This window comes from Paenibacillus sp. FSL R10-2796, from assembly GCF_037965315.1.
In the GTDB taxonomy this organism is placed as follows: Bacteria; Bacillota; Bacilli; order Paenibacillales; family Paenibacillaceae; genus Paenibacillus_AQ; species Paenibacillus_AQ odorifer.
In genome coordinates, this window is record NZ_CP150178.1 from 1,556,478 (window position 1) to 1,582,106 (window position 25,629).

At 45.1% G+C, this 25,629-nt stretch carries 25 protein-coding genes; 8 read left to right on the forward strand and 17 right to left on the reverse strand.

The genetic code is table 11. The features are described from left to right. Window positions 1–38 precede the first annotated feature (38 nt). Together NST58_RS07205 and NST58_RS07210 are read left to right on the forward strand one after the other, a co-directional pair. The gene (locus NST58_RS07205) at window positions 39–500 is read left to right on the forward strand and encodes a GNAT family N-acetyltransferase (protein ID WP_036681853.1); all 462 of its coding nucleotides are present in this window, start codon (window positions 39–41) and stop codon (window positions 498–500) included. A 33-nt stretch (window positions 501–533) separates the two neighbouring features. Then, a complete protein-coding gene (locus NST58_RS07210) occupies window positions 534–1,256 on the forward strand; it encodes an HAD family hydrolase (RefSeq protein ID WP_036681855.1) in 723 nt (240 codons plus the stop codon). 147 nt (window positions 1,257–1,403) lie between these two features. Here NST58_RS07210 and NST58_RS07215 read toward each other — a convergent pair whose 3' ends face one another. After that, window positions 1,404–2,510 (reverse strand): FAD:protein FMN transferase, encoded by a 1,107-nt coding sequence (locus NST58_RS07215; protein WP_076128094.1) that lies wholly within the window; start codon window positions 2,508–2,510, stop codon window positions 1,404–1,406. Window positions 2,511–2,683: 173 nt separating this feature from the next. Further along, the gene (locus tag NST58_RS07220) at window positions 2,684–3,616 is read right to left on the reverse strand and encodes a glycosyltransferase family 2 protein (protein ID WP_036681860.1); all 933 of its coding nucleotides are present in this window, start codon (window positions 3,614–3,616) and stop codon (window positions 2,684–2,686) included. Window positions 3,617–3,852: 236 nt separating this feature from the next. On the opposite strand from NST58_RS07220, the gene NST58_RS07225 reads away from it, so the two are divergent. Next, window positions 3,853–4,575, forward strand: coding sequence for a DsbA family oxidoreductase (locus tag NST58_RS07225; protein ID WP_076142179.1), 723 nt, complete (start codon window positions 3,853–3,855; stop codon window positions 4,573–4,575). Window positions 4,576–4,714: 139 nt separating this feature from the next. On the opposite strand, the gene NST58_RS07230 is transcribed toward NST58_RS07225, so the two are convergent. The 9 genes from NST58_RS07230 to NST58_RS07270 all read right to left on the reverse strand — a co-directional run bounded on the left by NST58_RS07230 (window position 4,715) and on the right by NST58_RS07270 (window position 13,381). Continuing rightward, a complete protein-coding gene (locus tag NST58_RS07230) occupies window positions 4,715–6,295 on the reverse strand; it encodes an oleate hydratase (RefSeq protein ID WP_076128088.1) in 1,581 nt (526 codons plus the stop codon). Between the two features lie 157 nt (window positions 6,296–6,452). Next, window positions 6,453–7,022 carry a TetR/AcrR family transcriptional regulator gene (locus NST58_RS07235; protein WP_036681438.1) on the reverse strand — a complete coding sequence of 190 codons (570 nt, stop codon included), beginning with the start codon at window positions 7,020–7,022 and terminating at the stop codon, window positions 6,453–6,455. A gap of 20 nt (window positions 7,023–7,042) precedes the next feature. Beyond that, complete coding sequence (locus NST58_RS07240) at window positions 7,043–7,438, reverse strand: hypothetical protein (protein WP_076185711.1); 396 nt, start codon at window positions 7,436–7,438, stop codon at window positions 7,043–7,045. Between the two features lie 47 nt (window positions 7,439–7,485). Further along, the gene (locus NST58_RS07245) at window positions 7,486–8,007 is read right to left on the reverse strand and encodes a hypothetical protein (protein ID WP_076185708.1); all 522 of its coding nucleotides are present in this window, start codon (window positions 8,005–8,007) and stop codon (window positions 7,486–7,488) included. Between the two features lie 153 nt (window positions 8,008–8,160). Next, the gene (locus NST58_RS07250; RefSeq protein WP_076128083.1) at window positions 8,161–9,141 is read right to left on the reverse strand and encodes an RluA family pseudouridine synthase; all 981 of its coding nucleotides are present in this window, start codon (window positions 9,139–9,141) and stop codon (window positions 8,161–8,163) included. Window positions 9,142–9,242: 101 nt separating this feature from the next. Beyond that, the gene (locus NST58_RS07255; RefSeq protein ID WP_076219379.1) at window positions 9,243–9,431 is read right to left on the reverse strand and encodes a CLC_0170 family protein; all 189 of its coding nucleotides are present in this window, start codon (window positions 9,429–9,431) and stop codon (window positions 9,243–9,245) included. A 24-nt stretch (window positions 9,432–9,455) separates the two neighbouring features. Continuing rightward, entirely contained in the window at window positions 9,456–10,679 is a 1,224-nt protein-coding gene (locus NST58_RS07260) for a Ger(x)C family spore germination protein (protein ID WP_076193012.1), read from the reverse strand. Then, window positions 10,672–11,775, reverse strand: coding sequence for an endospore germination permease (locus NST58_RS07265; RefSeq protein ID WP_076185704.1), 1,104 nt, complete (start codon window positions 11,773–11,775; stop codon window positions 10,672–10,674). The genes NST58_RS07260 and NST58_RS07265 overlap by 8 nt, the downstream gene beginning before the upstream one ends. Continuing rightward, entirely contained in the window at window positions 11,768–13,381 is a 1,614-nt protein-coding gene (locus tag NST58_RS07270; protein WP_139329939.1) for a spore germination protein, read from the reverse strand. Before NST58_RS07270 ends, NST58_RS07265 begins: the two co-directional genes overlap by 8 nt. Window positions 13,382–13,551: 170 nt before the next feature. Here NST58_RS07270 and recQ point away from each other — a divergent pair, with 170 nt between their 5' ends. The 3 genes from recQ to NST58_RS07285 are packed head-to-tail and all read left to right on the forward strand — an operon-like array spanning window position 13,552 to window position 17,472. After that, window positions 13,552–15,387, forward strand: coding sequence for a DNA helicase RecQ (gene recQ / locus NST58_RS07275; protein ID WP_076128076.1), 1,836 nt, complete (start codon window positions 13,552–13,554; stop codon window positions 15,385–15,387). A gap of 15 nt (window positions 15,388–15,402) precedes the next feature. Next, window positions 15,403–17,310, forward strand: coding sequence for a B12-binding domain-containing radical SAM protein (locus NST58_RS07280; RefSeq protein WP_339247069.1), 1,908 nt, complete (start codon window positions 15,403–15,405; stop codon window positions 17,308–17,310). A 30-nt stretch (window positions 17,311–17,340) separates the two neighbouring features. Then, entirely contained in the window at window positions 17,341–17,472 is a 132-nt protein-coding gene (locus NST58_RS07285; RefSeq protein WP_256716048.1) for a hypothetical protein, read from the forward strand. A gap of 1,144 nt (window positions 17,473–18,616) precedes the next feature. On the opposite strand, the gene NST58_RS07290 is transcribed toward NST58_RS07285, so the two are convergent. Genes NST58_RS07290 through NST58_RS07305 form a run of 4 tightly spaced genes read right to left on the reverse strand, consistent with a single transcriptional unit; the run spans window position 18,617 to window position 22,170 of the window. Further along, the gene (locus tag NST58_RS07290) at window positions 18,617–19,567 is read right to left on the reverse strand and encodes an alpha/beta hydrolase (RefSeq protein ID WP_339247072.1); all 951 of its coding nucleotides are present in this window, start codon (window positions 19,565–19,567) and stop codon (window positions 18,617–18,619) included. Between the two features lie 27 nt (window positions 19,568–19,594). After that, on the reverse strand, window positions 19,595–20,563 hold the full coding sequence (locus NST58_RS07295) for a type I phosphomannose isomerase catalytic subunit (RefSeq protein WP_076128070.1): 969 nt from the start codon (window positions 20,561–20,563) through the stop codon (window positions 19,595–19,597). A gap of 48 nt (window positions 20,564–20,611) precedes the next feature. After that, entirely contained in the window at window positions 20,612–21,214 is a 603-nt protein-coding gene (locus tag NST58_RS07300; RefSeq protein WP_076185418.1) for a class I SAM-dependent methyltransferase, read from the reverse strand. Continuing rightward, window positions 21,214–22,170, reverse strand: a complete 957-nt coding sequence (locus NST58_RS07305) for a TIGR01212 family radical SAM protein (protein WP_076107276.1) — start codon at window positions 22,168–22,170, stop codon at window positions 21,214–21,216. The genes NST58_RS07300 and NST58_RS07305 overlap by 1 nt, the downstream gene beginning before the upstream one ends. 324 nt (window positions 22,171–22,494) lie before the next feature. On the opposite strand from NST58_RS07305, the gene NST58_RS07310 reads away from it, so the two are divergent. Together NST58_RS07310 and trmB are read left to right on the forward strand one after the other, a co-directional pair. Then, window positions 22,495–22,674: a hypothetical protein gene (locus tag NST58_RS07310; protein WP_036679526.1), complete on the forward strand. Its 180-nt coding sequence runs from the start codon at window positions 22,495–22,497 to the stop codon at window positions 22,672–22,674. Between the two features lie 196 nt (window positions 22,675–22,870). Beyond that, entirely contained in the window at window positions 22,871–23,587 is a 717-nt protein-coding gene (gene trmB, locus NST58_RS07315; RefSeq protein WP_036679523.1) for a tRNA (guanosine(46)-N7)-methyltransferase TrmB, read from the forward strand. 91 nt (window positions 23,588–23,678) lie between these two features. On the opposite strand, the gene NST58_RS07320 is transcribed toward trmB, so the two are convergent. Together NST58_RS07320 and NST58_RS07325 are read right to left on the reverse strand one after the other, a co-directional pair. Next, window positions 23,679–24,794: a glycosyltransferase gene (locus NST58_RS07320; protein ID WP_076128064.1), complete on the reverse strand. Its 1,116-nt coding sequence runs from the start codon at window positions 24,792–24,794 to the stop codon at window positions 23,679–23,681. Window positions 24,795–24,845: 51 nt separating this feature from the next. After that, a complete protein-coding gene (locus NST58_RS07325) occupies window positions 24,846–25,373 on the reverse strand; it encodes a phosphatase PAP2 family protein (RefSeq protein WP_076128062.1) in 528 nt (175 codons plus the stop codon). Window positions 25,374–25,629 lie beyond the last annotated feature (256 nt).

Sequence of the window (25,629 nt, forward strand, 5' to 3'; positions counted from 1 at the left end):
ACGTTAAAACGGCCCAAGCCGGAAAGTGAGCGTTGAGGATGAACAACTATCGTATTGAACGTGTGATCTATGATGATTTGGAACGGCTTATCCCATTGTTTGATGAGTATCGGGTATTTTATGGGGCAGTCTCTGATCTGGATGGTGCACGTGCTTTTTTATCAGACCGATTGAAGCTGAACGATTCGGTAATCTTTATTGCGGTGGAGGGAGAAGGCGAGGAGAAACGAGCGTGGGGCTTCACCCAGCTCTATCCCTCTTTTTCATCGGTCTCTATGGAGCGTCTCTGGATATTGAATGATCTATATGTAACTACGGAACTGCGAGGTCATGGGCTCGGCTCCAAGCTGCTGGAAAGTGCCAGAGCTCATGCGCTCGCTACGAATACGAAGGGCTTGTCCCTGACAACAATGATGGCGAATGTGGGGGCACAGCGTTTATATGAAGCGCATGGCTACATTCGGGATGATGATTTTTATACCTATAACCTTTTTTTCTAAAGCTAGAGAGAAAGACGAGTAAGGGGCGTTAAAGTGGATACAAGTAATAAGCTGGCAATCTTTTTTGACCTTGATGATACCTTATATGATCATTTGGTTCCATTTAAAGAAGCGGTGCGTCAAGTACTTAAACCGGATGAGAGCAGTCTGGACTTTGCGGAATTATTTTATAAAGTAAGACATCATAGTGATGTATTATGGCCTATGTATTTACGTGGAGAAATTCCGCTGGAGGAGACAAGGGTACGCCGATTGGAGCTTGCTTTTGCAGAGTATGGTTTACAGCTCGATCGTGATCAAGCCACGGCGGTACAAGCGGCTTACATTGGCCGTCAGTACACCATTCAAATGATAGATGGAGTCCGGGAGCAATTGGAAAGGTTCATTACTGCTGGTCATAAAGTAGGCATCATTACGAATGGACCCAAAGATCATCAAATGAAAAAGATTCGCGGATTAGGTCTGGATCAGATGATCCCCGAGGAGATGATTTTTATTTCTGACGCTGTAGGTCTGGCCAAACCAGATCCGCAACTCTTTTTGCATGTGAATCAGAAGTCTGGCACTTCACCAGACCATTCACTTTATATAGGTGATACCTGGGCTAACGATGTAGTAGGAGCGCTTGCGGCTGGCTGGAAGGTCTGCTGGTATAATCCGAGAGGCAGACAGCCGGCTACGGATCATAAGCCTAGTTATATTTTCACGAATTATAAGGAATTTAGCGAGTTGCCTTTGGTGCTGCAAAAATCTTGATCGGGAATTAATTAGGGAGGAATTCCCTGATTATCAGGCTGCTGGGCGATAGTATTCCCTCAGCCACGCCAAAGAACCTTTATCCACAACAAAAGAGCTTGCCTCCCAAAGCCAATAATGGCTTTATGGGGGCAAGCTCTATTTCATTTAATCAGCGAAGCTGTACGTAGGGTCAGTCAGATTCATTCTTTCTTTAATGCCTGGTGTGGCGTAGATTTTGTTGTCATCGGTAATAAAGAAAGCTTCTACATCTTCAGGTAACGACTCCAGATATTTCATGCCTTCTTCGATCCCCATCAAGAATACCCCAGTGGACAAAGCGTCCGCATCTGTTGCATTAGGGCTCATAATGGTCAAGCTTTTGAGACCGTTCTGAGAAGGGTAACCTGTGCGTGGATCAAGAATATGATGGTAACGAACATTGTCTTGCATAAAATAACGTTCGTAAACACCAGAAGCATCGATGACCTCATCTGCGATTTTAATCGTTCCTAGCTGTGTGCCGCGGCTTTGGTCAGGGTCTTGCAGACCAATATTCCAATCCGTTCCGTTTGGTTTCGTACCTAACGCAATAATACTGCTGCCGCCGAGGTTGATCATTGCACTGTTAAGGCCTTGCTCTTTTAAATAATCAGCGATACGGTCAGCAGCATACCCTTTGCCGATACCTCCAAGATCCAGTACCATATTTTCCTTCAGTAGCTTCACGGTCTTAGCAGCTTCGTCAATTTCAACGTCCCTGTAATTGGTTAGGCTCTTGGCTGCATCGATAGCTGCTGGATCAGGGACTTTATCCCCGCCACTACCGATGTTCCAGAGGTCGATCAGCGGACCAATCGTGGGATCGAATAGCCCGTCCATTTCTTTTGCATATTGCACCGATTGTTTTACAACATCTAAGGTCTCTTCCGAAACGACAACCGCTTCTTTTCCTGCTGCTTGATTGACTGCGTAAACCTCGCCGCCTTCTTTTGTACGGCTAAGCTCCATATCCATTCGCTCCAGCATTTGCTGGATATCATCCATATTTTTTTGGGCTACATTTTCTCCGAACACTTTGATATTCACGACCGTGTCATAGATATAAAAGGTCTGTGAGAGTGACTTGGCTTCGCCTTTTCCTGAAGCTGTTGCGCCACCCGGTGTTTCCGTCGCTTTGTCATCCTTATTTTTAGTAATTAGCCAAGCGCCGACAGCTATGACGACGATGAGGATAACAACGAGGATCAACGTCGTTTTTTTGTTCTTGAACATATTCCACCATCCATAAAGTTAGTTTCTAAAACACATTATCACTATCATACCCTAGATCAGAAGTTGATGGAAATTAATTTCATGGCATATTTAGGTACAACTCTGTCTGCACGAAAAAAAAGCCCCGCAATCTGATTCGGAGCAACGCTGTGGATATAGAGGTAACTATTAAGCTAATCTAGCATGTATTCACGGTATTTGTTTTTACGAGGATTCATTACGAAAAGGATTCCCTTGGCATAACCGCTAACGGCTTTGAAATTTCGTTTGAGAGTTTCTTTGCCTGTCAGACAGGTTAACGTCCAGATCAATGCGGCATAATTCATAGGGGGTGCTTTACGTAAGTTGAGCAGATAATAATGATTGATGGCAGTAGCTCTTGCAACAACGCCCGCCTTATCCCGAGAACCCGGCGACTCATGATGAATGATTTTCATAGCCGGGTTAATGACAAGCTTGCCATAACGGCTAGCCAAATGGGACAAGTAAATATCTTCGGCAATGGAGTAACTTGTCATCCAGGGATAGGGTTTCATATCTTGTAATGCTGAGCGCCGGAATGACATATTACAGCCGTGAAAAAAATCTGTCTCAAAAACCTGCTCCTTCTCTCCCCACAGGAATAGGGAGCCTGCAAACATGCTTGGGGATAATCTGCCCGGGGATCCGGACATTTGTCCGGTCAGCATGCCAAACAGCCGGCCCGGTTTGCTGCTGCGCATGCCTTTTGCCACACCGCCTACACCGACAATTGAATCGTCCGCTGCATAAGTATCAAGTAATCGTCGAATATATAAGGAATCATCTAATTCTGCATCATCGTCTAAATGAAGCACAATTTCAGCATTTACTAGTCCAAGTGACTCATAACGGGAAAGCCAGAGTCCCGGATTAGTCTTACGATGATATCGAAACTCAGCCTGTGGCAATTTGTTCAGTATGTTACGATAATAGGTTAATCTTTCTTCAGGAATCTCACCGTCATCCACAATCCAGAGCTCGATGGAGACATTCTCTAGCTGTGTCTGCTTGCTAATAGACTCTATGCACACTGTAAGGTCGTTTATACGGTTACGGGTAGGTATCACTATAGATACATCATGCATATGGGGATCTCCCTTCGGAATTTCTGGTGTTAACTTTATTCTATCTGCCCTGAAGGGGAGCGTATATACCACTTTCGTTTACTTTTTGCTTTAACATTCACGTCTATAAATGTTATTTTAATAAAAGTTAAGTTTGTAATTTTGAGTTTTTAACTATATAATAGTAAGTGACGTATATTTAGTTATTACTCTTATATAGCAGCTACAAATTATCAATAATATTAGGAGGTTTTTTCGTGAGAATAGATATCTGGTCCGATTATGCATGTCCTTTTTGTTATATTGGCAAAAGACGGTTGGAGAATGCGCTAAGCCAATTCCCGAACCGTGATCAAGTGGAGGTAGTATTCCGTAGCTTTCAACTGGATCCACATGCAGAGGTAAGTACAGACAAGAGTATTCATGAGCTGCTGGCTACCAAATACGGGATGACCGTCGAAAAGGCAAAAGCAATGAACGCACAACTAGCGGAGCAAGCTAAAGATGTGGGCTTGGAATTTAATTTTGATACAGTGAAGCATACCAACACTTTTGACAGTCACCGACTGAGTCATTTTGCAAGCACAAAGGGAAAAGGTGCAGAAATGTCCGAACGTCTGCTGCGCGCCTACTTTACGGATTCATTAAATCTTGGAGATCGCAGTGTACTGGCTTCACTCGCTGCTGAAGTAGGTCTGGATCAAGCAGAAGCTGCGGCAATGCTGGAAACGGATGCTTTTGCGAATGAGGTTAATGGCGATATTGAAGAAGGAAGCCGTCTTAATATTACCGGTGTACCTTTCTTTGTATTCAACAATAAATATGCTTTATCTGGTGCACAACCAGGTCCTGTATTTACAGAGGTACTGGATACTGTGTGGGCGGAGGAACAAGCAGGGCCAACATTACAAGTGGTTGGTAAGGGGAATTCTGAAGTATCCACCGATGATGGCTGCGCAGATGGATCTTGCAATATTTAAAGTTTAGATTCGAGTAAAACAAAAGAGCTGAGGGAGCCCTCAGCTCTTTTTTGTTTCGATAAAACTGTTCTTTTGTTGCTTCCCACACTCAAAAACAAGCGCTCCCGATATCCGGAAGCGCTCGCTGCTGATTGTTGTTTTATCTGAAAGATGTAACAAAGCTTGAGAATAGTGTACGTACATCGTATTGATATTGGTTGATTGGCTCGATAGGCCGTTCGATACCAAGTAGAGTATATACCGCAATTCTCGCTGCTCTCACGGAGTATTCTTCAGTGAATACAACGTCATCTGGAATTTCACAGAATTGTCCAATAAAGGCCAGGTTCGTGGAACCCTCAGGGACAACTTTTGGTCGGTCACTATTGAGTCTAGGCATGAACTGAGAAGTGATATAAGGCATCATGCAAGGAATACAGTTGGCGGTAGCCATGATCTCGTCCTTATGTTCTTCAAAGTGAAGATGACCGATCAATTCTTGCATGATTTCTTCGCCGGTACAATCACACATTCTCTTTTTCACGAAATCCCCAACTTTGTCTGGATACAGTCCGTAACCCCAGAACACTTTAACATGCTCAGGTTGATTGCGGAAATGCGGTTGGTAGGCCAGTACAACGGACATAAACCAGCTCGAATCCTTGAATGTGACCAAAGCGCCTGTGCCGGCACGGTTACGTGTGAAATTTTCCATCAGATCGAAGAATTTGGAGTCATGGAACGTTACAGTAAAGGACTCCCATTTCGAACCGTCTACATGATCATCGAACGAAGAAGGATTGCCAAGACTTGGTTTCTTGGAAGCGATGTTTTCCCATAATTTCCACGAGCTTCCCTTGCCGTTAAGGCGTGGAGCAGAAGTCATAGAACCAAGGCTGGAGCCTTCGGTCATAGAACCGTTTGTGATAATCACGAGATCATCTTCTTTTACATCAATCACATCTTTGACACCTTCGCGCACTACATTCATTTGGGTTACGGTAATTCCGTCACCTTTTTTGAACTGCAGATCAGTCACTGTACATTTCAGTGTGAAATCGACACCGAATGGTTCAAGATATTTGTGCAAAGGCAGAATGATGGAATCATATTGGTTATAAGGAGTGCGGGTTACGCCTTCCAGTGTTTGAATTCTTGGGAATTCATGGAAGAAACGGAGCATATATCTTTTAAACTCTACAGCGCTGTGCCAAGGTTGAAATGCAAAAGTAGTAGCCCACATATACCAGAAGTTAGTTGTGAAAAAGTGAGGGGCGAACCAGTCGTTGATACGCGCTTTCCCCATTTTATCTTCTGGTGTAATAATCAGCTTGCCCATAGCGAGACGATCAGCCATATCAAAACCCATGGACAATACATCTTCTACTTTGCCGTCTTTATTTACTAGTCTGGCGTTTGAGTGTGTTGGATTAGCGGTATCAAAAGCAATAATTTCATCCCGCACAGACAACCCCGGACGGTCGACAGAAGGAATCGTTGTTAATAGTTCCCAGAGATTTTCATAAGCTTCATCGTTGAGCATACGGCCGCCGCGGACAACGTAACCATGTTCAGCGTCACCTGCGCCGTCATTGCTACCACCAAGAATCTTCATCTCTTCAATAATGTGAATGTTTTGTCCCGGAAAATCACAGTCTCTGACCAGGTAAGCAGCGCCCGCTAGGGATGCAATTCCGCCACCGACAAAATAAACCTGTCTATTACCGTACTCTTTTTTCACAATGGTCGCCTCCAAGTAGTTGTTTAAATAATCACACTCTTAATGTAAACCAACTCCTATTTTGAAGGTATAATCAAACTCTTTAGAGTGTCTGGATTTTTGTCATTATGGGTGATCTGTCTAGTTTTTAGACAAAAAAAACCGCTGCAACCAAAGGTTACAACGGATGGTTCTCATATTTGTGTAAAGCTTTCAGAAAATTTCCTTCAATTAGATCACTTAGCTTCTCAATCATATGGTGCGGTTGTTCCTTCATGCCTTCTCTCATCCACTGAATGATTAGGCCTGTGAAGGCTAGCGTATAGAAATTGGCTATAAAATGCTTGTCTTCTTCGCAAACCTCCATCCCGGAGGACAGCTCGTTTATAACCCCCATGATGAGATCGTTTGTCACCTCGTACAGATATGCATCCAGGTGATTTCTGCCTAGTGAATTTAGCGTGTTACAGCAAAAGGATTTATTCCGCTCAATATAGCAGAAGATTCTATAAAAACCGTCCGTCCAAGTGCTGTAGCTGCGATACTGGGCGAGGCTTTCGACAGCCTCAGTCTTATAGATCCAACCTAGCAAATCAAATATATCCTGAAAATGATAATAAAAGGTTTGTCTGTTTAGTCCGCAATGGTCCACTAGTTGTTTAACAGTAATTTTATTGAGCGGTGTATGCTCCATTAGTTCTTTTAAAGAATGGGACAATGCATTTTTGGTTAGAAAAGAATTGGACAACAGCGTTTCACCTCTTCCATTCAAGACTTCGATGCTCGCGTATACAGCAGACGAATACCTTCCGCTAATAAACCCAGTGCAAATCCGGCACATGAAAATAAGGAAAATGCGAGGAAGCCTGCGAGATCCTCCCAACCGGACATCTCTTTGTAGGTGTAGCCCAGCATAAATGCCGCGCCTATGATTATTCCCGCCGTACTAAATACCCAGAGCAGACGTGCTCCGAGCCAGCCTAAAGTGTTGACGATGCCTGCCACTACTACGGAAAAAAGAGCAAAGCGCAGTAAGAGTGTGGTATCCATTTCTTGGGCCAGCATCACAAATCGGTGCAGAGGGAAAAGAAGCCATAGCAGAATGGCATAAACGGTCATCCAGAGAAACCAACGTTTACTTTTGGCAGCAGGCAGGAATTTCATTTCATGCACACCTCTTTTCCCATAGTTCGAACGTTAAAAAGTAGGAATTATACCGTGAAGGATTCCAGTTCTTCTGCACTTTGCAGCAGGTGGCTTAGCAGGTTTGGAATGTCCTCCATTTGTTCTTCTGTAAGTTGTCTTTTGAATTGCAGCTCGATGCAGTTATTGTAAGTTTCACTTTCCTGGCCATATATGAAGCTTAAAGATTGCACAGGCTGGAAATCAGGTCCCCAGATCGCTTTTAGAATACTGTCTATCGCCTGACATTCGCTAGGAATATCTTCGACTTCCATATAAAAACGAAGTGAAAGATTACAGCCGGGATCCGTATTAGGAACCTCCATGATTTCATCGCTGAGATCTTTCGTGGTCGAAGTGAGCAGGATTTCGGCGGTTACTTTCCTGCCTGCAGTTAATTGGAAGGAGAGACTGAACTCTCTGGACATCAGCGCCATATTCAGAAGGTCGGAGCGATCCGTAACCACCAGTATTCCGTCTAAATTATCGTAGTCATAAACCTGGTTCTCAAAGGCGATCTTAATATTATCGAAAACAGTAGGATGGAACAATAAGGGCACCTTCTTTGTTTATTTATATTGTAACATGATGTGATAGGAAGTTAAAAAAAGACGCCCAGGACCAAATGGACCGGGCATCTTGTGTAGAAGTTACGGCTTCCTATAAGCGGGAAGGCTCGTCAGTCGTGGATATACGTTCAATTCTTAGTTTGTAGGCGCAGGCGCAGTATATTTCAGGAACGTCTTCGGAATCGGGCTCTCAAAGGTCATCAGTTCTCCAGTGGTTGGATGAATAAAAGAGAGCACTCGAGCATGTAGGCCAAGTCTTCCTACCGTTTTGGTCTCTGCCCCATATTTCTTGTCACCTGCGATAGGGTGGCCGATATCTGCCATATGCACCCGAATCTGATTTTTTCGTCCGGTTTCGAGCTTAACCTCTAGCAAGGAAAAATGGCGGTTAGCCTGAATAAGTTTATAATGTGTAATTGCATGTAGTCCATCGCCTTCATGAGGACTGGAATACATTTTAAGGGTTGAGGTTTCTTTGAGCCAAGAGCTTATCTTGCCTTCAGGTCTTTTAACCGCGCCTTCCACGAGCGCTACGTAAGAACGTTCCTTCACAGTATCTTTCCACGTAGTTTGTAATGCCTGCTGAATCCGTTCGCTTTTGGCAAACATCATTACGCCTGAAGTATCTCTGTCCAAACGGTGTACGACAAAAATCCGATTTTTTGGATTGCTAACACGGACATGCTCCATAAGCTGGCGGTAAGCCGTCAATTCATTTTCTTCCGCAGTGGCGATAGATAGCAGTCCAGCATCCTTTTGAACAATGATCAGATCTTCATCCTCATGAACGATTTTAAGTCCGATCATCTCTGCTGTTTGTACAGGCTTTTCTTGATCAATAGTAACGTTTTGACCCGGATGCAGTTGGAAATTATGCTGTGTAACTACCTTATCATTCACCGACACTTGTCCACGCGATAGGATGGATTTAATCGCATTTCGTCCGCGACCCGTGACGTGGGTGAGTAAGAAGGGCAACAGTTCAGAAGGTTCGTTTACAGTAAAAGACTTGGGTGCTGCGGTTGTTTTAGTTTTATGGTTAAGCTTGCCAGTAGGCTTGCTGTGAGAACGAGTACCTCTTTTGGCTGTTTCTTTAGGATTTCTTCTTGAGTTCATGGATGCATTCTCCGTCCTTTAATATTGTACTCCTCAATATACCATGGGCTGTGAAGAAATACTATGGAGAGGGCAGGCTTGCTGGTTTGGTTTGTAAATGCTCATAGATAGAACAGCTGGGCTAATCCAAGAAGCAGGAATAAACCGAGATATACCCAGCCTAATATGCGGGCATATTTCTTTTCCCGGTGCATGGCATTGACTGCATATATTTTAGTATCCACAGTAAGCAACAGAACACTGGAGATCAGCAGCGCAACAATTACGTAGGTTAGCTGGTGATAGAGCATAGTAGAGCCTCCCATAAACGTTATTTAATTTTGTTTAAGACCTACTCTGTCGATGTGAGTTTTCAACTTAACTTCAACACTGAGATTGGAATACTGCTGCTCCCAGTCATGTTTGTCACGAATATTGGCTTTCCAGTAGGAGGGAGCATATGCACGAATATATTCACCCATGCCAAAGACATCGGAATGCGCTTGTTGAGTTTCTTCGATAAGGTGGTTGAAAATACCGATCACTCTCTTTTGAAAAATATCTTCAATCTTTTCTAAAGAACGGCTGGAATCGATAGGGATATCACTACGTAAATGCTCATCTAGAGCCGCCTCTAAAGTGAGGTTATAAGTGATGTGAGGTTTGCCCTCTTTGAAATGAACCTTCACCCTCGTGAACCGGTCGTTGACCTTGAGCATCACCGGACCGAATTCATCAGCATAAAAAAGATCGGAGTATCCCCCGGGATTAATGCCCTTCATGGACATATATGCGCCAATCTCAATCGGAATCGTCGATCCGACCATCACTCCACCACTAAAGTAAGCTAGGCCTTTAATCATGATATTGTCTTCCTGATGTAATGAGACGTAAGGCAGATAACCACTTTCGCCCCATTTGGATTCTGCTGACCAGAATACACCTATATAATCAGCGGGGAATTTTCCTGATGTTACTGCTTTTTCCATGGTGGAGAGGATGTAAAGGGTCGGCACTCGCTGGAGCGGAGGATTAATATTCATAAATTTAGCAGCCTCCCCTTCGGATACTAGCAGCCAGGTCCGGCGACGAACTTCTGGATTTCGCCGCAAATAATCATTTAAGTCATTCATGCTTTTTTTTGCGATGTCCTCACTAATAATAATCACTCGTAAATGAATTAGATAACGTGGATCAGAAATTTGCTGCTGTAAATTGTTCATGGCGTCATCTAAGGTGTACCCGTACACTTCTACGACCCATACTGGATTTTGATTCACGCCTCCGCCTTCACCCCCGCTGCCTGGTCCGAGTGGAACTCTTCCCGGAACCGCAATTTGGGCGGTCACACGGATTTTGGGAAGGTTAATATTTGCGCTTTTAAGATGAGTGGTTTGATCATCATTTATTTTGCTGTCTGGAGGGACGGAATCAATGGATAACCCTAGCACCAATGCACGGTCTTCTATTTCAAGCTGGTCCCAGCACCCTGAGAGTAAGCCAGACATGAGTGAGAGAATAAATATAAGAACTACACGCTTGTAAATTTTTTTATTCATGAGAAATGGCTCCTTTATTTCGGATTAGAGAGACTAACCATAATAAAAGAGGATAGAAGGTCAAAAAAATCAAACCGATTATCGCTGTAATGCTAGCAAATGAATAGACCTGAAATATATTTCTCGGCAAAAGTGAAAAAGTGATGATAAGTGGAAGTAAGAAGCTGGATATTAGGCGGTGATCCTTGTGCCGCAGCACTTGTTGCAGAGAGTATGCAGCTAAGTAGTAGTTCGTAAAGATGGAAGTGAATATAGAAACCACCCAAATTATTATAAAAAGAGCATCAAACCGTTCTAAAAGTCCTGCGCCGATGGATATGGAGCGAGCTGCTTCTAAGGTTGGATAGGAAAGTAATTTGGTTTCTTGAGCTCCAAACATGCCTAAAGTGACCCAAACGATCATTACATAAATGAATCCAATGATACAAAGCGCAACAGTGCCTGCTTTAAGGATCTGTTGAGGTTTTTTCATTAAAGGAACCAGCAGGATGATGACAAATGTGCCCTGATAAAGGCCAGCAGACGTAATCGTTCCTTTGGAAAAGCTTGAAAAGGTGGTGTGATTTCCGGTGAGGGGTAGCAAGTTTAGAACGTCAACATTTTTCATAGCTACCAAGGCAATTGCTATAACAGATAATAGAATAAAAGGTAAATAGAAAACATGAACATAAGTGAATTTCACAATATTTCTTCGGATTGATAAGGCAACCAGTAGGAGCATTAAGAGAATTACTGCTTCGATGGGTGTCTTTTTAAAGACAACCGCAACACATACTTCTCCGAATTGGCGCATGGTGATCCCGGCAGAAAAAGCAAAAAACAAAGAAATAAAAATGGAGAAAATATCCGCGAGCCCAGTTCCGAGAAGGCGGCGGCTGAATACGAACAACGTTTCGTTCGGGAATTTTCGGCAGACAGCTGCTGTAAACCAGCAACCCAAAAAAGCAACAGGTACACCAGAAGCAGTCACGAGCGGTGCACCACTGTCTCCGGCTTCAGCCATATAACGAGGAATACTTAAGATTCCTATTCCTATAATCGTACTGACGATTACAGCCATGACTTGGATCGTTGTTATGGGGCGGTTACTATTCATCAGCTTCACTTTTCTCCTTAAAAATCAGATCGGTATGCATTTTCGGAATATCCTTGGCAAGAAGATCAGGATCAGGTGTATTAAGAAAGCTTGGGCGGCTTCGCATCCACCATAAAGGTACCCGAACGATACTATCCTTAAGGTCCTTCCATATCGTAGGGACAAAGGGTGTCATGTAGGGAACGCCAAAAGATTCCAGGAATAACAAATGGTTGATAATAACAATAGTGCCCAGCATTACTCCGTACAGGCCAAAGCAGCCTGCCAATATGATCAATGGAAATCTAAGCATTCTTGAAGAGATTGCGGCATTGTAAGCGGGTGTGGCAAAAGACCCTATGGTCGTTATAGCGACAACAACTACGGTAGTTGGACTCGCCAGACCTGCTGCTACGGCTGCCTGACCAATGACAAGCACACCTACAATAGAAAGAGCCCCGCCAATCATTTGCGGTAGGCGAATGGTTGCTTCGCGCAGCACCTCCATGAAGACTTCCATAATCAGAACTTCCAATACGGCTGGAAAGGGTACGCCAGCTCTTGCACCTGTTATTGCTACGGCGAACTCTGTCGGCAGTAGCTCAGGATTGAAAGAGATAATGGATACATATAAGGCAGGGAAGAAAAGGGAAAATAATAATGCGATCAGGCGGATCATTCTTAGGAGGCTTCCTACGATAAAACGTTCCGTATAGTCATCCATCGTCTGAAAGAATTGGTTGAAAAGTGCCGGGACGATGAGGCAGAAAGGTGAGCCATCTACAAGGATGATGACTCGTCCTTCTAATAAAGAGGCTATAGATTTATCCGGACGTTCGGTTGGCTGAACCTGTGGAAACGGGGAAAGGGGATGATCCTCTATAAATTGCTCGATATACCCCGCATCAAGGATGCCGTCTACATTTATTGCTGATAATCTCTTCATCACCTTTTGAACTAGCCCTGGATCGGCTATTCCTTCGATATAACAAACAGCTACTTTTGAGCGCGTCCGTACGCCAAGAGGGGCAGTTACTACACGAAAATCCGGCGTTTGTAGTCGATAGCGAAGCAAAGAGATGTTGGATTCTAAATTCTCTATAAACCCATCACGCGAACCGCGTATAACTTGTTCAGTTTGAGGTTGCTCAATGCTACGATGCTCAATTTTACGCAGATTGAAGTAAAGTGCCTGATCCATTCCATCTATGATTAGAACTACATTTCCATCCAACAAGACGGAGACTAGAGTATTTAGGTCCTTAGTGCGGTTACCTTGTGTGACTTGTACCGTCATACTCCAGATGTAATCAGGTAAATCCTTTAGATCTTTTGGAATTTCTGAGTGGTCGGAGGAAACATTCATTAATGGCTTTAAAACATAGTTCTGAATTTGATTCTGGTCCACCACAGAAGAAAAAAAGATAATAGCCGCATCATATCTACCGTATACCTTGAAGTTACGGACAATAAGGTCGCTGTCTTCTCCAAAGACTTGTCGAATGAAGCTTATATTGCTCTTCAGGCTGGAATCCAATGGCTTTACCGGACGATTGTCCTGGGCAGAGGACTCTTTACGTGCAGGCTTTTGTTTAAAGGAGGTATATTTTTGTTTCCAATTTTGCACGGTCGCTCCACCTTTCTATGAAATCACGCTTATTAAAGCTTGGCTTAAAAGAAGACCTTTTATGTAAATATTTCAAAAGAAGAACAGGGTGTTGATAGTTAAGAAGTGTTGCTCATTACACCATTGACCGCTAAACTAAAGATAGAAACGCCTAAGGAGTTATGAGAGATATGAAGATGCAAGCACCTACTATTGAACAGGCGCAGGCTGAGCTGCAAAAATATTACGGTTATCCAGACTTTCGGGATGGCCAGAAAAAGATTGTTCAGAACTTGCTGGAAGGACGCGACACACTGGGAATCCTCCCTACGGGTGGCGGGAAATCGATCTGTTATCAGGTTCCTGCACTGCTCCTGCCAGGGCTGACACTGGTGATATCACCACTGATCTCGCTGATGAAAGACCAGGTGGATGCGTTAACTACTGCGGGTATTCCGGCAGCCTTTATTAATAGCACGTTAAGCGGAAAAGAAGTGAATGAGCGGATTCGGGCTGCCCGGCGGGGCGATTTGAAGCTGCTCTATGTTGCGCCCGAAAGACTTGAGCTGGACTGGTTCCGTCTGGAAATGGCTGAGCTGTCTATTTCCTGCGTGGCTGTTGATGAAGCGCACTGTGTATCCCAGTGGGGACATGATTTTCGGACAAGTTATCTGTCGGTATCTCCATTTGTAGATGAGCTGCCTAAACGTCCGATCCTGGCAGCATTTACCGCCACGGCGACGCCGGAGGTTATGGAGGATATGGTCCGGCTACTGCGCTTGCGCGAGCCGGGTATTTTCATGACGGGGCTAGGAAGAGATAATCTGGCAATGTCCGTGCTGCGGGGAGAGAACAAGCGGGAGTTCGTTATGGATTATGCGGCTACGCATTCTCACCAGCCGGGGATTGTATATGCGGCAACCCGCAAAGAAGTAGATGATCTGTATCAGAGGCTGCAAGCTTCGGGCATAGCGGCAGGTCGCTATCATGCGGGTATGAACGACCAGGAGCGGGCAGATAGCCAGGAAGGGTTCCTCTATGACGATATCCGGGTCATGGTGGCTACGAATGCCTTTGGGATGGGGATTGATAAATCCAATGTCCGGTACGTAATTCACTACAATATGCCCAAAAATATGGAAGCTTATGTTCAGGAAGCAGGTCGTGCTGGACGTGACGGGGAGCCGAGTGAATGTATATTGCTGTTTAGTGCGCAGGACATTATGACGCAAAAGTTCCTGATCGAGCAGAATCCACAGGATACTGACCGTAAAGCTAACGAATATCGCAAGCTTCAGCAAATGATTGATTATTGCTATACTACCCGCTGCTTGCGCAGTGCCCAGCTGGATTATTTCGGGGAAGAGCATGGGGACAAGCCATGTGGTATCTGCAGCTCATGTACGGATGAACGAGAGCTAGTGGATATGACCGTCGATGCGCAAAAGATCTTCTCCTGCATCCACCGCATGCGGGAGCGTTATGGTGTAGCGTTGGTGGCATCTGTGCTGAAAGGCTCGCGCAATCAAAAGGTGATGCAGTACGGCTTCGATAAGCTGCCCACACATGGGGCGATGTCGAGCCGGACGGAGAAGGAAATCTCAGAGAGTATCAATGTGCTCATCTCAGAAGGGTATCTTGCCTTGTCGGAAGGCCAGTACCCTGTAGTACGGCTTCAGCCTGTGGCTGCCGAGGTCCTGCGCGGACAGCGTGAGGTGATGCAGCGTGTGGCACGGCCTTCGCGGACAGGTACAACATCTGGTACGAGAGTTCGTAGTCGGGGGCATGACCTGTCGCCATCAGCCGTCAATGAGACTGTCTTTGAGCAGCTGCGTCTTATCCGGCGTGAATTGGCAGGACGCGAGCATGTGCCGTCGTACATTATTTTTAATGATGCTACGCTGCGTGAGATGAGTGTGGTTTGCCCGCAGACCGAAGCGGAAATGCTGAGGGTAAAGGGTGTTGGGGAAGTGAAATACCGGAAGTACGGTAAGGCATTCTTAGAGTTTTTTCAAAATGAAATGTAGAAAAGGTCGTGTAGCATGAAAATCGTCCTGACCACGTTAAACGCCAAATATATTCATACCTCACTCGCAATCCGCTTGCTAAAAGCGTACAGTGAGCATGAATTTAAGGATATTCATTTGGCAGAGTACACCATCAAAGATCCCGTGATGAATATTGTGTCCGACTTGTTTCAGAAACGGCCAGATGTGATTGGTTTCTCCTGTTATATCTGGAACATCGAAGAGACGCTGAAGCTGATTGGTATTCTTAAGCAAGTGATGCCTGAAGTTACGATTGTTCTCGGAGGACCGGAAGTTTCGTATGAGCCGCTTCATTTGATGAAAAGAGAAGCTGGCATTGATTTTATAGTTAATGGAGATGGGGAAGAGACGTTCCACCATTTGCTGCAGGAGCTAAGGGATGATCGTAAGTTTCACTTTGTGTATGGAGCCGCTTATCGCAAGGGAGAAGAGATCATTGTCAATCCACCACGTCCCAAAAGCGATCTGAATACGCTGCCTACGCCGCATCGTTTTCCTGAGGATATTCCAGATTTGAGTAAACGTATTGTTTATTTTGAGACAAGCCGCGGGTGCCCATTTAACTGCCAGTTCTGTTTATCTAGTATTGAGGTAGGCGTACGTTATTATGATATTGAACGAGTGAAATCTGATCTGCTCTATTTAATACAGAATGGCGCCAAAATCATTAAATTTCTGGATCGTACCTTTAATATCAACCGCAATTATGCGATGGAAATGTTTCAATTCCTGATCGATAATCATCAAGGCTGCGTGTTTCAGTTCGAAATTACCGCAGATATCATGCGGCCGGAAGTTCTGGATTTCCTATCTAAGAATGCGCCTCCGGGTATTTTTAGATTTGAGATTGGGGTGCAATCTACCAACGATGAGACGAATGAGCTTGTTAAACGCCGCCAGAATTTCAAAAAGCTGTCCCGTACCGTAATGAAGATTAAGGCAAGCGGCAATATCGATCAGCATCTGGATTTGATTGCCGGATTACCTATGGAGGATTACAGCACCTTCCGTAAAACGTTTAATGATGTATTCGTTATGGAGCCGGAAGAGCTACAGCTAGGATTCCTCAAAATGCTGCGGGGAACGGGGCTGCGGGCGCAGGCGTCTAAATATGAGTACACGTATATGGAACACGCACCTTATGAAATCCTTAGCAGTCATATGATGCCTTTCTCAGACATTATCCGTTTGAAGCGGCTTGAGGATGTGCTGGAGAAATACTGGAACAGCCACCGGATGGACCATACGGCCAAGTACTTGATCCGTCATGTATTTGATTCGCCATTCGATTTCTTTCAGGAGTTCGGTGACTATTGGGAGGAGAGAGGCTGGCAAAAGATTGGCCATCAGCTGGAAGATCTCTTCACCCGCTTGCAGTCCTTCCTGATAGATCGCGGGACGCCGTCTATGGATGTTATAACTGGCTTGATGAAGCTGGATTATTTTCTTGGACACAAGTACAAGCCGCGCAAAATCTGGTGGGATTTCGTGCTGGATAAGTCGGATTGGTCGAGCTATTTAAAAGATATCGCGGCTAATCCGGGTCAAATTTCTGCCCAGTTAGCAGAAGCAGGACTTAACGAAAGAGAACTGCAAAAGTATACTGTGCTGGAAGTATTGCCATTCTCGCTGGAAGCGGTGCTGGATTCCATCAGCGGCATGCGTGCCGATGAGGGCCTTGAGGATGGTGAAGCTGATATGGCTAATCCGGAGGCTTTGGCTTCAGCAGACTCGTCATTACAGGGAGCAGCGAATAGTAGTTTAGAAGAGACTGCGCAAGCAGCAAGCTCGGCTGTAGCTGTAGCGGAGCCCGCTTCCATTAGGGAAGGGCGCACGCTACTAATCGTAATGTATCAGCAGAACGAGAGCCAACGCGCTCAGTACTACACACTGCCTTTGTAATAGGCGGGTGGAAGGATAGACCGTTCCTTTATGGGACGGTCTATTTTTTTGCCTTGGGCGATAGAGTCATCTGGATTCACAAGTGGCTGGGAAGGGGATGAGGTGGAGCTAGTGGCGATTGAGTCCGCATGTGGTGGAGGAGAGAGATGGTGGGGATATTGACAACTGGGTCCGAAAGCGGTGAGTAACCCGACGCAGGCGGACCCAGCGGACCTTATACGTGGAATTATCTTGTTTTTTTGATGCTAACGGACCGCATAGTCGCTATTGGCACGAAAAACACCCAATATGAACCTGTTTCGCATGAATAGCTGCACTGGAGTCCGAAACCTAGCTCGAAAGGCTATAAATCAGCAAATAGCGTCAACTGAGTCCGGAAGTAGCGGGGAGAGTAATGATGTGTGGTTAGTGTCAATTGAGTCCGAAGCGGAGGAGGAAGATGATGATGATGTGTAGCTAGTGACAACTGAGTCCGAAAGCGGGGAGTAACCCGACGCAGGCGGACCCAGCGGACCTTATACGTGGAATTATCCTGTTTTTTAGGTGCTAACGGACCGCATAGTCGCTATTGACACGAAACACACCCAATATGAACCTGTTTCACATGAATAGCTGCACTGGAGTCCGATATCTAGCTCGAAAGGCTATAAATTAGCAAATAGCGTCATCTGAGTCCGGAAGTAGCGGGGAGAGTAATGATGTGTAGTTAGTGTCAACTGAGTCCGGAAGCGGTGAGTAACCCGACGCAGGCGGACCCAGCGGACCTTATACGTGGAAATATCCTGTTTTTTGGATGCTAACGGACCGCATAGTCGCTAGTGGCACGAAAAACACCTAATATACACCTCTTTGGAAGGAATAGGTGCACTGTAGTCCGAAACCTAGCTCGAAAGGCTATAAATCAGCAAATAGCGTCATCTGAGTCCGAAAGTAGCGGGGAGAGTAATGATGTGTAGTAAGTGTCAACTGAGTCCGAAAGTGGAGGGGAGAGTGACGATGTGTAGTTAGTGTTAACCGAGTCCGAAATTAGCGGGAAGAGTAATGATGTGTAGTTAATGTCAACTGAGTCCGAAAGTGGAGGGGGAGAACGATGAGCTGAAGACAGCGTCAACTGAGTCCATTAGCGGTGGGGGAAGTTTATTTACTAAAGTTCAGATGCGCGGAGGCACTGGAGATTGTTAGATTGAGAAGTCTGCTGAGACAAGCTACGCAAACCGCAAAGAAGCGATCTCCCAAATACCGGGAGCATCGCTTCTATGTTGTCTCATTTCTCGTCTCATAAATTTACTAACAACCGCGTTTTCTCTTAACTTATCGTTGAAACCTCTGAAGGAAGGTGGCGCTCTAACCAGTTGAGCACATCGGCTGTGACTTGATCTCGATTCACTTCATTTAGCATTTCGTGTCTACCTTCTGGATAGAGTCGGAACTCAACGTCTGACACTCCTCGTTTCTTATACAACTCCGCAAGACGGGGAATGCCTTGACCGTTCATCCCGACAGGGTCTTTATCCCCACCGAATATATAAATGGGCTTACCTGTACATAATGTGCTAAGTGATTCCTCAGTATGGATCTCTCTTAGGAGGTGGAAGAAACCACGGAAAAAGCGTGTTGTACAAATAGCTCCGCAGAATGGATCGGAAATGTACTTATCTACTTCCGCAGTATCGCTGCTCAGCCAGTCAAATGTTGTTCTGACCGGGGAAAAGGCGCGGTTATAGCTGCCGAATACCAGACTGTTCAGCAGTACACTGCGATGATGCTCACCCTTTAGCTTAAGCTGCGCGCTAGCCAGAGATTCTCCAATACGTAGCATACTGCGTGGACCGTTTGTCCCGCTGAGGATAAACCCTGAATAGATTTCGTTGCCTTCTTCGCACATGAGTTTTTGACCCAGAAAGGAACCCATACTGTGTGCGAATAAAATGATGGGCTTTCCTTCATGCTTGGAGAGTGCTGCGGCACCTACCTGCAGAAGATTACGCCGCATCCAATAAAATCCGTCCTCCCCAACATCACCAAGCAGATTGACTTGACCAGCGGTTTTACCATGTCCCCGGTGATCATTGGCATATACTGCATAACCAACCCCGGTTAAAGCTTCCGCAAAACGAGCGTAGCGGGCAGCAGTTTCACACATCCCGTGTGAAATTTGCACGATTCCTCTAACTGGCACATCGGACTCAGGTAACCATTCATAGACATGGATGGTTACACCTATGGGATCCGTTAGAGTAAAGCTGTTTTCCTTCATGGTCCATTCCTCCTAAAGGTTCTCGACTTATGGTAAATAAGAGCGAAGCACAGTAGAATGACCCTCGATAGTATAACGGCCTAGGTTGGAAGGAATCAGATAACATTCCCCTGCGGCATAAGGCTGGGAGCCGCCTTCCCAAGTCAGATGTCCGCTGCCTTCGCAGATAACCAGAATAGTGAAGCTGTCTTCTGAAGTGGTGAGATCCCATGAACCATTTACGATCCCTTTTTCGACAATAAAATAAGGTGAAGCGGCAAGCTGCAGCCACTCTCCAGGCACTGCATGATCGGTCTTCATCGAAGTAGCGCCGGCGCCTTCATAAGCTGTAACATTCAGAGAATCCTCGATATGAAGCTCGCGTGGTTTTCCATCTAGACCTGGACGGTCGTAGTCATAAATACGGTATGTAGTGTCGGAATTCTGTTGAATTTCCGCTACAACGACACCAGCACATAGAGCATGTACCGTTCCGGCAGGGATGTAGAAGGAATCGCCAGCGGAGACAGATACCTCTTGAAGGCTATCCATAACCGTGCCTTTTTCCAGTGCTTCGCGTAATGTTTCACGGTCTACGCCTTCTTTAAGGCCGTAGATGATTTTTGCATCTGGCTTAGCGTCTAATACGTACCACATCTCTGTTTTACCCAGTTCACCTTTAGGCAATCCTACATAATCATCCGTAGGGTGGACTTGAACGGAAAGGTTGTCGTTGCAATCCAACAATTTGATCAAGAGTGGAAATCTTCCGCCAGCTTCTGATATTCCCTTGCTTCCGAACCACTCATGACCAAATTGCTCACGAATTTGATCCAGACCTTGTCCAGCTAATTCTCCATTAACCACTGAAGATGTTCCATTCGCATGATCGGCAATCATCCAGCCTTCACCAATATGACCTTCTGGTAGATTCAGGCCGAATTTCTCCAGCGCGCGGCCACCCCAGACACGTTCTTTAAACTCCGGTTGAAATTTTAAAGGATATGGTTGTGTCATTCGTAATCTTCCTTCCCAATTACAAGATAGTTTGATTGTTTACAAAGCTTAAGATGGGGAACCTTTTTTCTTCTCGAGGGCAATTACATAAGGTGCGTCCGTGCGCTGCAGCTGGCGGTATACAATGCTCTGCGCTACCTTAGGGGAAACAGTCGCAGCCCAAGCTTCAACAGCGGCGGCTTCGAGATCTCCGCCTGCATGGCCAGGATACAGTACAGCCGTAATAATTCCCCCCGGACGCAGCAGTTGGAGTGAAGCTTCCAGGGCTGCAATAGAGCTATCCGGCTCAGTAATGATATTCTTGTCGGCATCGCCTGAAGGCAGATAGCCAAGATTGAACATTATAGCACCAACGGTGCCTGGCCAGTTAGCCGGGACGGCTTCTGCCATTTCGGCATGGCTGCGTTCCAGTAAGGTAACGGCAGAGAGTGAAGAAGTGTCCTCCCGCGCAAGCCGGAGACGTTCTTCTGCCAGCTTCAGCGCCGCAGCTTGAATGTCAAAGCCGTAGACTTCGCCACGAGCTCCGGTTGTTTTGGCTAGAAAAAGCGTGTCAGCACCAGTACCTACAGTTGCATCAATCGCACGGTCACCTAAAGTTAGCCGCTCAGAGATTAATTTATGAGCAAAGCTTAGAACGGACATAAAGCCCATTAGCCCTTCCTCCAATACTTACCCTGCCAAGTATCACGAGCAACAAGCTCATCGTCAATGGCATTTAGCACTTCCCATTTCTTGAGACTCCACATCGGTCCAACTAAGAGATCCCGTGGGGCATCTCCAGTCAAGCGATGAACAATCATCTCAGGGGGCAGAATTTCAAGTGAATCAGCAATCAGCTTCACATACTCGTCCTGTTCCATGAATCGGAGCAATCCTGCTTCATACTGCTTCACCATTGGTGTTTTGCGCATGAGATGCAGAAGGTGAATCTTAATTCCCTGCACATCCATGCGAGCTACAGCAGATACCGTTTCAAGCATCATTTCGTGCGTCTCCTGTGGGAGACCGTGAATGATATGGGTACAGATCCGAATATTGTGACGGCGCAGCTTCTCCACAGCCTCCACATAACACTGCGTATCATGCGCCCGGTTAATAAGCTCAGAAGTGGAGTCATGTATAGTCTGAAGACCCATCTCTACCCAAAGATACGTACGCTTGTTCAGCTCTGCTAAATATTCGACCACATCATCCGGCAGACAGTCAGGGCGAGTAGCAATAGACAATCCAACGACACCAGGCTGCTGCAAAATAACTTCGAAATATTCTCTCAGCTCTTCGACCGGAGCGTACGTATTAGTATAGGCTTGGAAGTAACCGATATATTTAGCATTTGGCCATTTCAGATGCTGTCTGTCACGGACGTTATTGAATTGTGTGACTAGGTCATCTCGGCGGCTTCCGGCAAAATCACCAGAACCTCTGGCACTGCAAAATGTGCAGCCTCCCTTAGCAATGGAGCCGTCACGATTGGGACAGGTAAAGCCTGCATCAAGCATAACTTTGAATACCTTGGTGTTCATGTGTTCACGCATTTCGTAATTCCAAGTATGAAAACGTTTATCTCCCCAAAGTTGCGGAGGAGAAGTGTATTGAAGATTAGACACGAGAAGCCCCTTTCTGAAAATATAATTATGGATAAGATTCCTTATCCTTATCTTTTTCTGAGACAGATGGCGTCCTTATCCCAGAGAACGCACAGCCGTTTCTTATAATCCAATACATTGTATCAAAAAACCGAGCTCGGCGTAACATTGACTCCTCATAACGGTATGAAAAATAGGCAGGAAATAAGGCGCTTTCAGCTTGAAAATGCTTACATAGTATGTTATATTCAGAGTGTGAAAAGCTGCTGTGGCATAAAGAAATTCATCCAAGAGTTCATAATTTCGTGTCGTCCGATCCATAATAATAACCGTGAGGTGATAGCAATGAATTCTCAAACGGTATATGCTGAGGGTAAAGATTCGATTGAAGTCCACTTAACACCAGATGAAGCCCTTGCACTAACGGGCGTGGAATTTAACGGCAACCCTAAGATCAAGACAGATGCGCAGCGCAAAATTCGTAGCGCATTCGAAAAAAAGACATTTGCCACAAACACAAAGTAAATCCTGATTTGCCAGACAAGAACGAAATCTATTCCAATATACAACAACGAAGGAATTCCTCTGAACAGCTCATTTAAGAGCTGAACCAGAGAATTCCTTTTTCTTTTTTTACCGCAATCCCTTTACTTTTTGGGACAATTTCGGCACAATATTGCAAGTGACAGTTATCGTATAAGAGATAATCGGAGGAATACCTATGCGTTTACGCGGAAGAAAAGGAATACGTGAAAGTTTGGAAGAACAGACGGATTTAGTCATTCTAGATCCTCGGAGTTATAAAGGTGAGTGGTCCAAGCTGTTCGGTAACGATCATCCGATCCATGTGGAGTTCGGAATGGGCAAAGGACAGTTTATCAGCCAAATGAGCTTTAAATATCCTGATATTAACTTTATCGGAGTGGATATGTATGATGAGCTGATCCGCCGTGCTGGAGATAAGGCTAGAGCAGTATGGGAGCCGGCAGGACATGAAACACCGCCTAACCTGAAATTGGCACTTGCAAATATCGATTATGCTGAGGAAGTATTTGCTCCGGGAGAGCTTGAGCGGATTTATCTTAATTTCAGCGATCCGTGGCCTAAAAGCAAGCATGCCCGGCGTCGTTTGACACATCCGCGTTTTCTTGACAAATATCGCGGTTTGCTTAGCGATCTAGGTGAAATTCATCTAAAAACAGATTCCCGCAGTCTTTTTGAGTTCTCATTAAATGCCTTTGCGGACTTTGGCTTGCAGATGAAAAATATTTCTTTGGACCTACATGCAGATGGCATCATCAACGAGGATCATATCATGACAGAATATGAGACGAAATTTGTCGGACGTGGCGTGAATATCCATCGTTGCGAGGCAATTGTAGGTGCAGAAGCACTCAAACAGTATCAGGCTACCCGATTGGATAAATATCGGCTGTAGTTACAAAGCACTGCTTCAAATGGCATGCTTCAATAATAAAGCGGCAACTCTCCAAGTAAAGTAGTTTGGAGGCTGCCGCTTTTTTAATTAACTATTCCAATAATTCGATGATACTCTGAGCACATTGTAAAGGATGGTATCGCGCAATTTCTTCAAGATGAAGTTTGCGCTTGTTTTGCACATCCTCATAGTTGTTTAAGAGGCGCTCCATCCACATTTCGACAACCTCTAAAGATTCGATGGGTTCTCCGAAGCCGGCTGCAGTAAAGTAGCGGCAATTCTCCTCCTCCTGCCCGGGAAGAGGGTGATGGAAGAGCATCGGAATACCTTTTGCAAGCCCTTCACTGCAGGTCATTCCTCCCGGTTTTGTAACCAGCAGATCGGACACCTCCATCAGCTTGTGGATTTCACGCGTAAAGCCGAGTAAGGAGATATTAGGATGATTATAATGCGGGTCTTCTTTCATTTCCTTTAGCAGCTGTTCGTTATTGCCGAGACAGAAAACAATCTGAATCTTGTCACGCCATTCCGCCAGACAAGCATTTACGACTTGGTCGTTCATGATTCCCCAGCCTCCGCCCATGACAAGAACGGTTGGCATCTCCCGCAGATTGAATTGCTCTCGAATCTCCTGCTTTCCGGGATGCTTCCAAAAATTAGGGTGTATCGGTATACCTGTTACCTGAATTTTCGTGGCAGGAATATTTCGGCTGCGCAATTTGGATTTAACCTCAGGTGTTGAAACCAGGTAAAGGTCTACCTCTGGGCTAATCCAGGTTGCATGCGCATCATAATCGGTTATGACGGTGACGAGCGGCACATTTAGGGTAGGATCCAATCTCTTTAGGCGGGACACTACAGCACCTGGAATAAAATGTGTGCAGACAATTACGTCGGGTTTCAGTTGTCTCACAATATTTTTGGCATGCGTATAAAATATACGATGCAAGGCAAGCGTGGTAAGACGATTGAATGATTTCTGGTGACGGTAGACATAACCCATCAATTTAGGCTGTGTCGTTACCGTCTTTCGGTAAGCAGACAGAATAATAGGTGCCATCTTGGGGTTTAAAAAATTTCCAAGTTCTAGCACCTTCGTTTGTAAATTAGGCGATAATTGGCGCAGACTGCTCGACAACGCATAAGCTGCTTGTGTATGTCCGGCGCCAAAACCTTCCGAGAGTATTAAGATTCTTTTTTTACGCAATGTTGATTCACCTATTCTCAAGGGTTTTCCCGGTTATTAACAATAAATGCTTTACATCCATAAGGCTATAGTACCAGCTGCTACGCAGGAACCGATCACTGCGCCAGCTATAACATCTGATGGATAATGCAATCCAAGATAAATACGAGAAAATCCGACAATACAAGCTAGCGGCAGCAGAATAACGGTCAAAGCAGGAAACGCCAGCATATAAGGGACCGTAGAAGCAAAGATAGCTGTAGTATGACCAGATGGAAAAGAATGATCCTTTAATGGATTACGAAAAGTATTGGTTTCCGGTAACGCCAGATAAGGACGCATACGCGGGTACAGTTTTTTGGCGATAGCTACGGGTATATGGCTGACAGCTAGTGCTGTCAAGGCTTGTAAACCTGTAGTTCTCCAAGGCTCAGGAGCTAATACCCATACCAGTATATTGATAACAATCGTGCTTGTAGCTCCACCCAAATGAGTAAGGTAAAAGAGCCAAAAGTTCAAAAAACGATTATGCATTCGTCCGTTGATCCACTTAAAAAGATGCCGCTCCCAGAGATGTAGTTTCATGAATAAATGTCTCATATCTAATTCCCTCCGCTAGTCCGGCTACCGTTAACAGATGTTAATGCAGTAATCCGTTCTATAGCTTAGATCTGTCTTAATCATACTTTTTAAAGGTAGTTCATTTCAAGGAAAAGCTCAGGTTTACACGAAATTTGCCAGTTTTGACTTAGAGCACTATTACGCTTTACAATGATTCAAGCAGACTAAACCTGTTTAAAAGGGTAAGAGATAAATAAGGATTCAAAAAAAGGAATCCATAGAATTCTTTTAAACA

What these genes read in the sequence shown, in the direction of transcription:
- NST58_RS07205 (WP_036681853.1), top strand. Translation starts at nt 39, where the DNA reads ATGAACAACTATCGTATTGAACGTGTGATCTATGATGATTTGGAACGG.
- NST58_RS07215 (WP_076128094.1), bottom strand. Translation starts at nt 2,510, where the DNA reads ATGTTCAAGAACAAAAAAACGACGTTGATCCTCGTTGTTATCCTCATC.
- NST58_RS07220 (WP_036681860.1), bottom strand. Translation starts at nt 3,616, where the DNA reads ATGCATGATGTATCTATAGTGATACCTACCCGTAACCGTATAAACGAC.
- NST58_RS07240 (WP_076185711.1), bottom strand. Translation starts at nt 7,438, where the DNA reads ATGAAATTCCTGCCTGCTGCCAAAAGTAAACGTTGGTTTCTCTGGATG.
- NST58_RS07250 (WP_076128083.1), bottom strand. Translation starts at nt 9,141, where the DNA reads ATGAACTCAAGAAGAAATCCTAAAGAAACAGCCAAAAGAGGTACTCGT.
- NST58_RS07255 (WP_076219379.1), bottom strand. Translation starts at nt 9,431, where the DNA reads ATGCTCTATCACCAGCTAACCTACGTAATTGTTGCGCTGCTGATCTCC.
- NST58_RS07260 (WP_076193012.1), bottom strand. Translation starts at nt 10,679, where the DNA reads ATGAATAAAAAAATTTACAAGCGTGTAGTTCTTATATTTATTCTCTCA.
- NST58_RS07265 (WP_076185704.1), bottom strand. Translation starts at nt 11,775, where the DNA reads ATGAATAGTAACCGCCCCATAACAACGATCCAAGTCATGGCTGTAATC.
- recQ (WP_076128076.1), top strand. Translation starts at nt 13,552, where the DNA reads ATGAAGATGCAAGCACCTACTATTGAACAGGCGCAGGCTGAGCTGCAA.
- NST58_RS07280 (WP_339247069.1), top strand. Translation starts at nt 15,403, where the DNA reads ATGAAAATCGTCCTGACCACGTTAAACGCCAAATATATTCATACCTCA.
- NST58_RS07285 (WP_256716048.1), top strand. Translation starts at nt 17,341, where the DNA reads ATGGGACGGTCTATTTTTTTGCCTTGGGCGATAGAGTCATCTGGATTC.
- NST58_RS07290 (WP_339247072.1), bottom strand. Translation starts at nt 19,567, where the DNA reads ATGAAGGAAAACAGCTTTACTCTAACGGATCCCATAGGTGTAACCATC.
- NST58_RS07295 (WP_076128070.1), bottom strand. Translation starts at nt 20,563, where the DNA reads ATGACACAACCATATCCTTTAAAATTTCAACCGGAGTTTAAAGAACGT.
- NST58_RS07300 (WP_076185418.1), bottom strand. Translation starts at nt 21,214, where the DNA reads ATGGGCTTTATGTCCGTTCTAAGCTTTGCTCATAAATTAATCTCTGAG.
- NST58_RS07310 (WP_036679526.1), top strand. Translation starts at nt 22,495, where the DNA reads ATGAATTCTCAAACGGTATATGCTGAGGGTAAAGATTCGATTGAAGTC.
- trmB (WP_036679523.1), top strand. Translation starts at nt 22,871, where the DNA reads ATGCGTTTACGCGGAAGAAAAGGAATACGTGAAAGTTTGGAAGAACAG.
- NST58_RS07325 (WP_076128062.1), bottom strand. Translation starts at nt 25,373, where the DNA reads ATGAGACATTTATTCATGAAACTACATCTCTGGGAGCGGCATCTTTTT.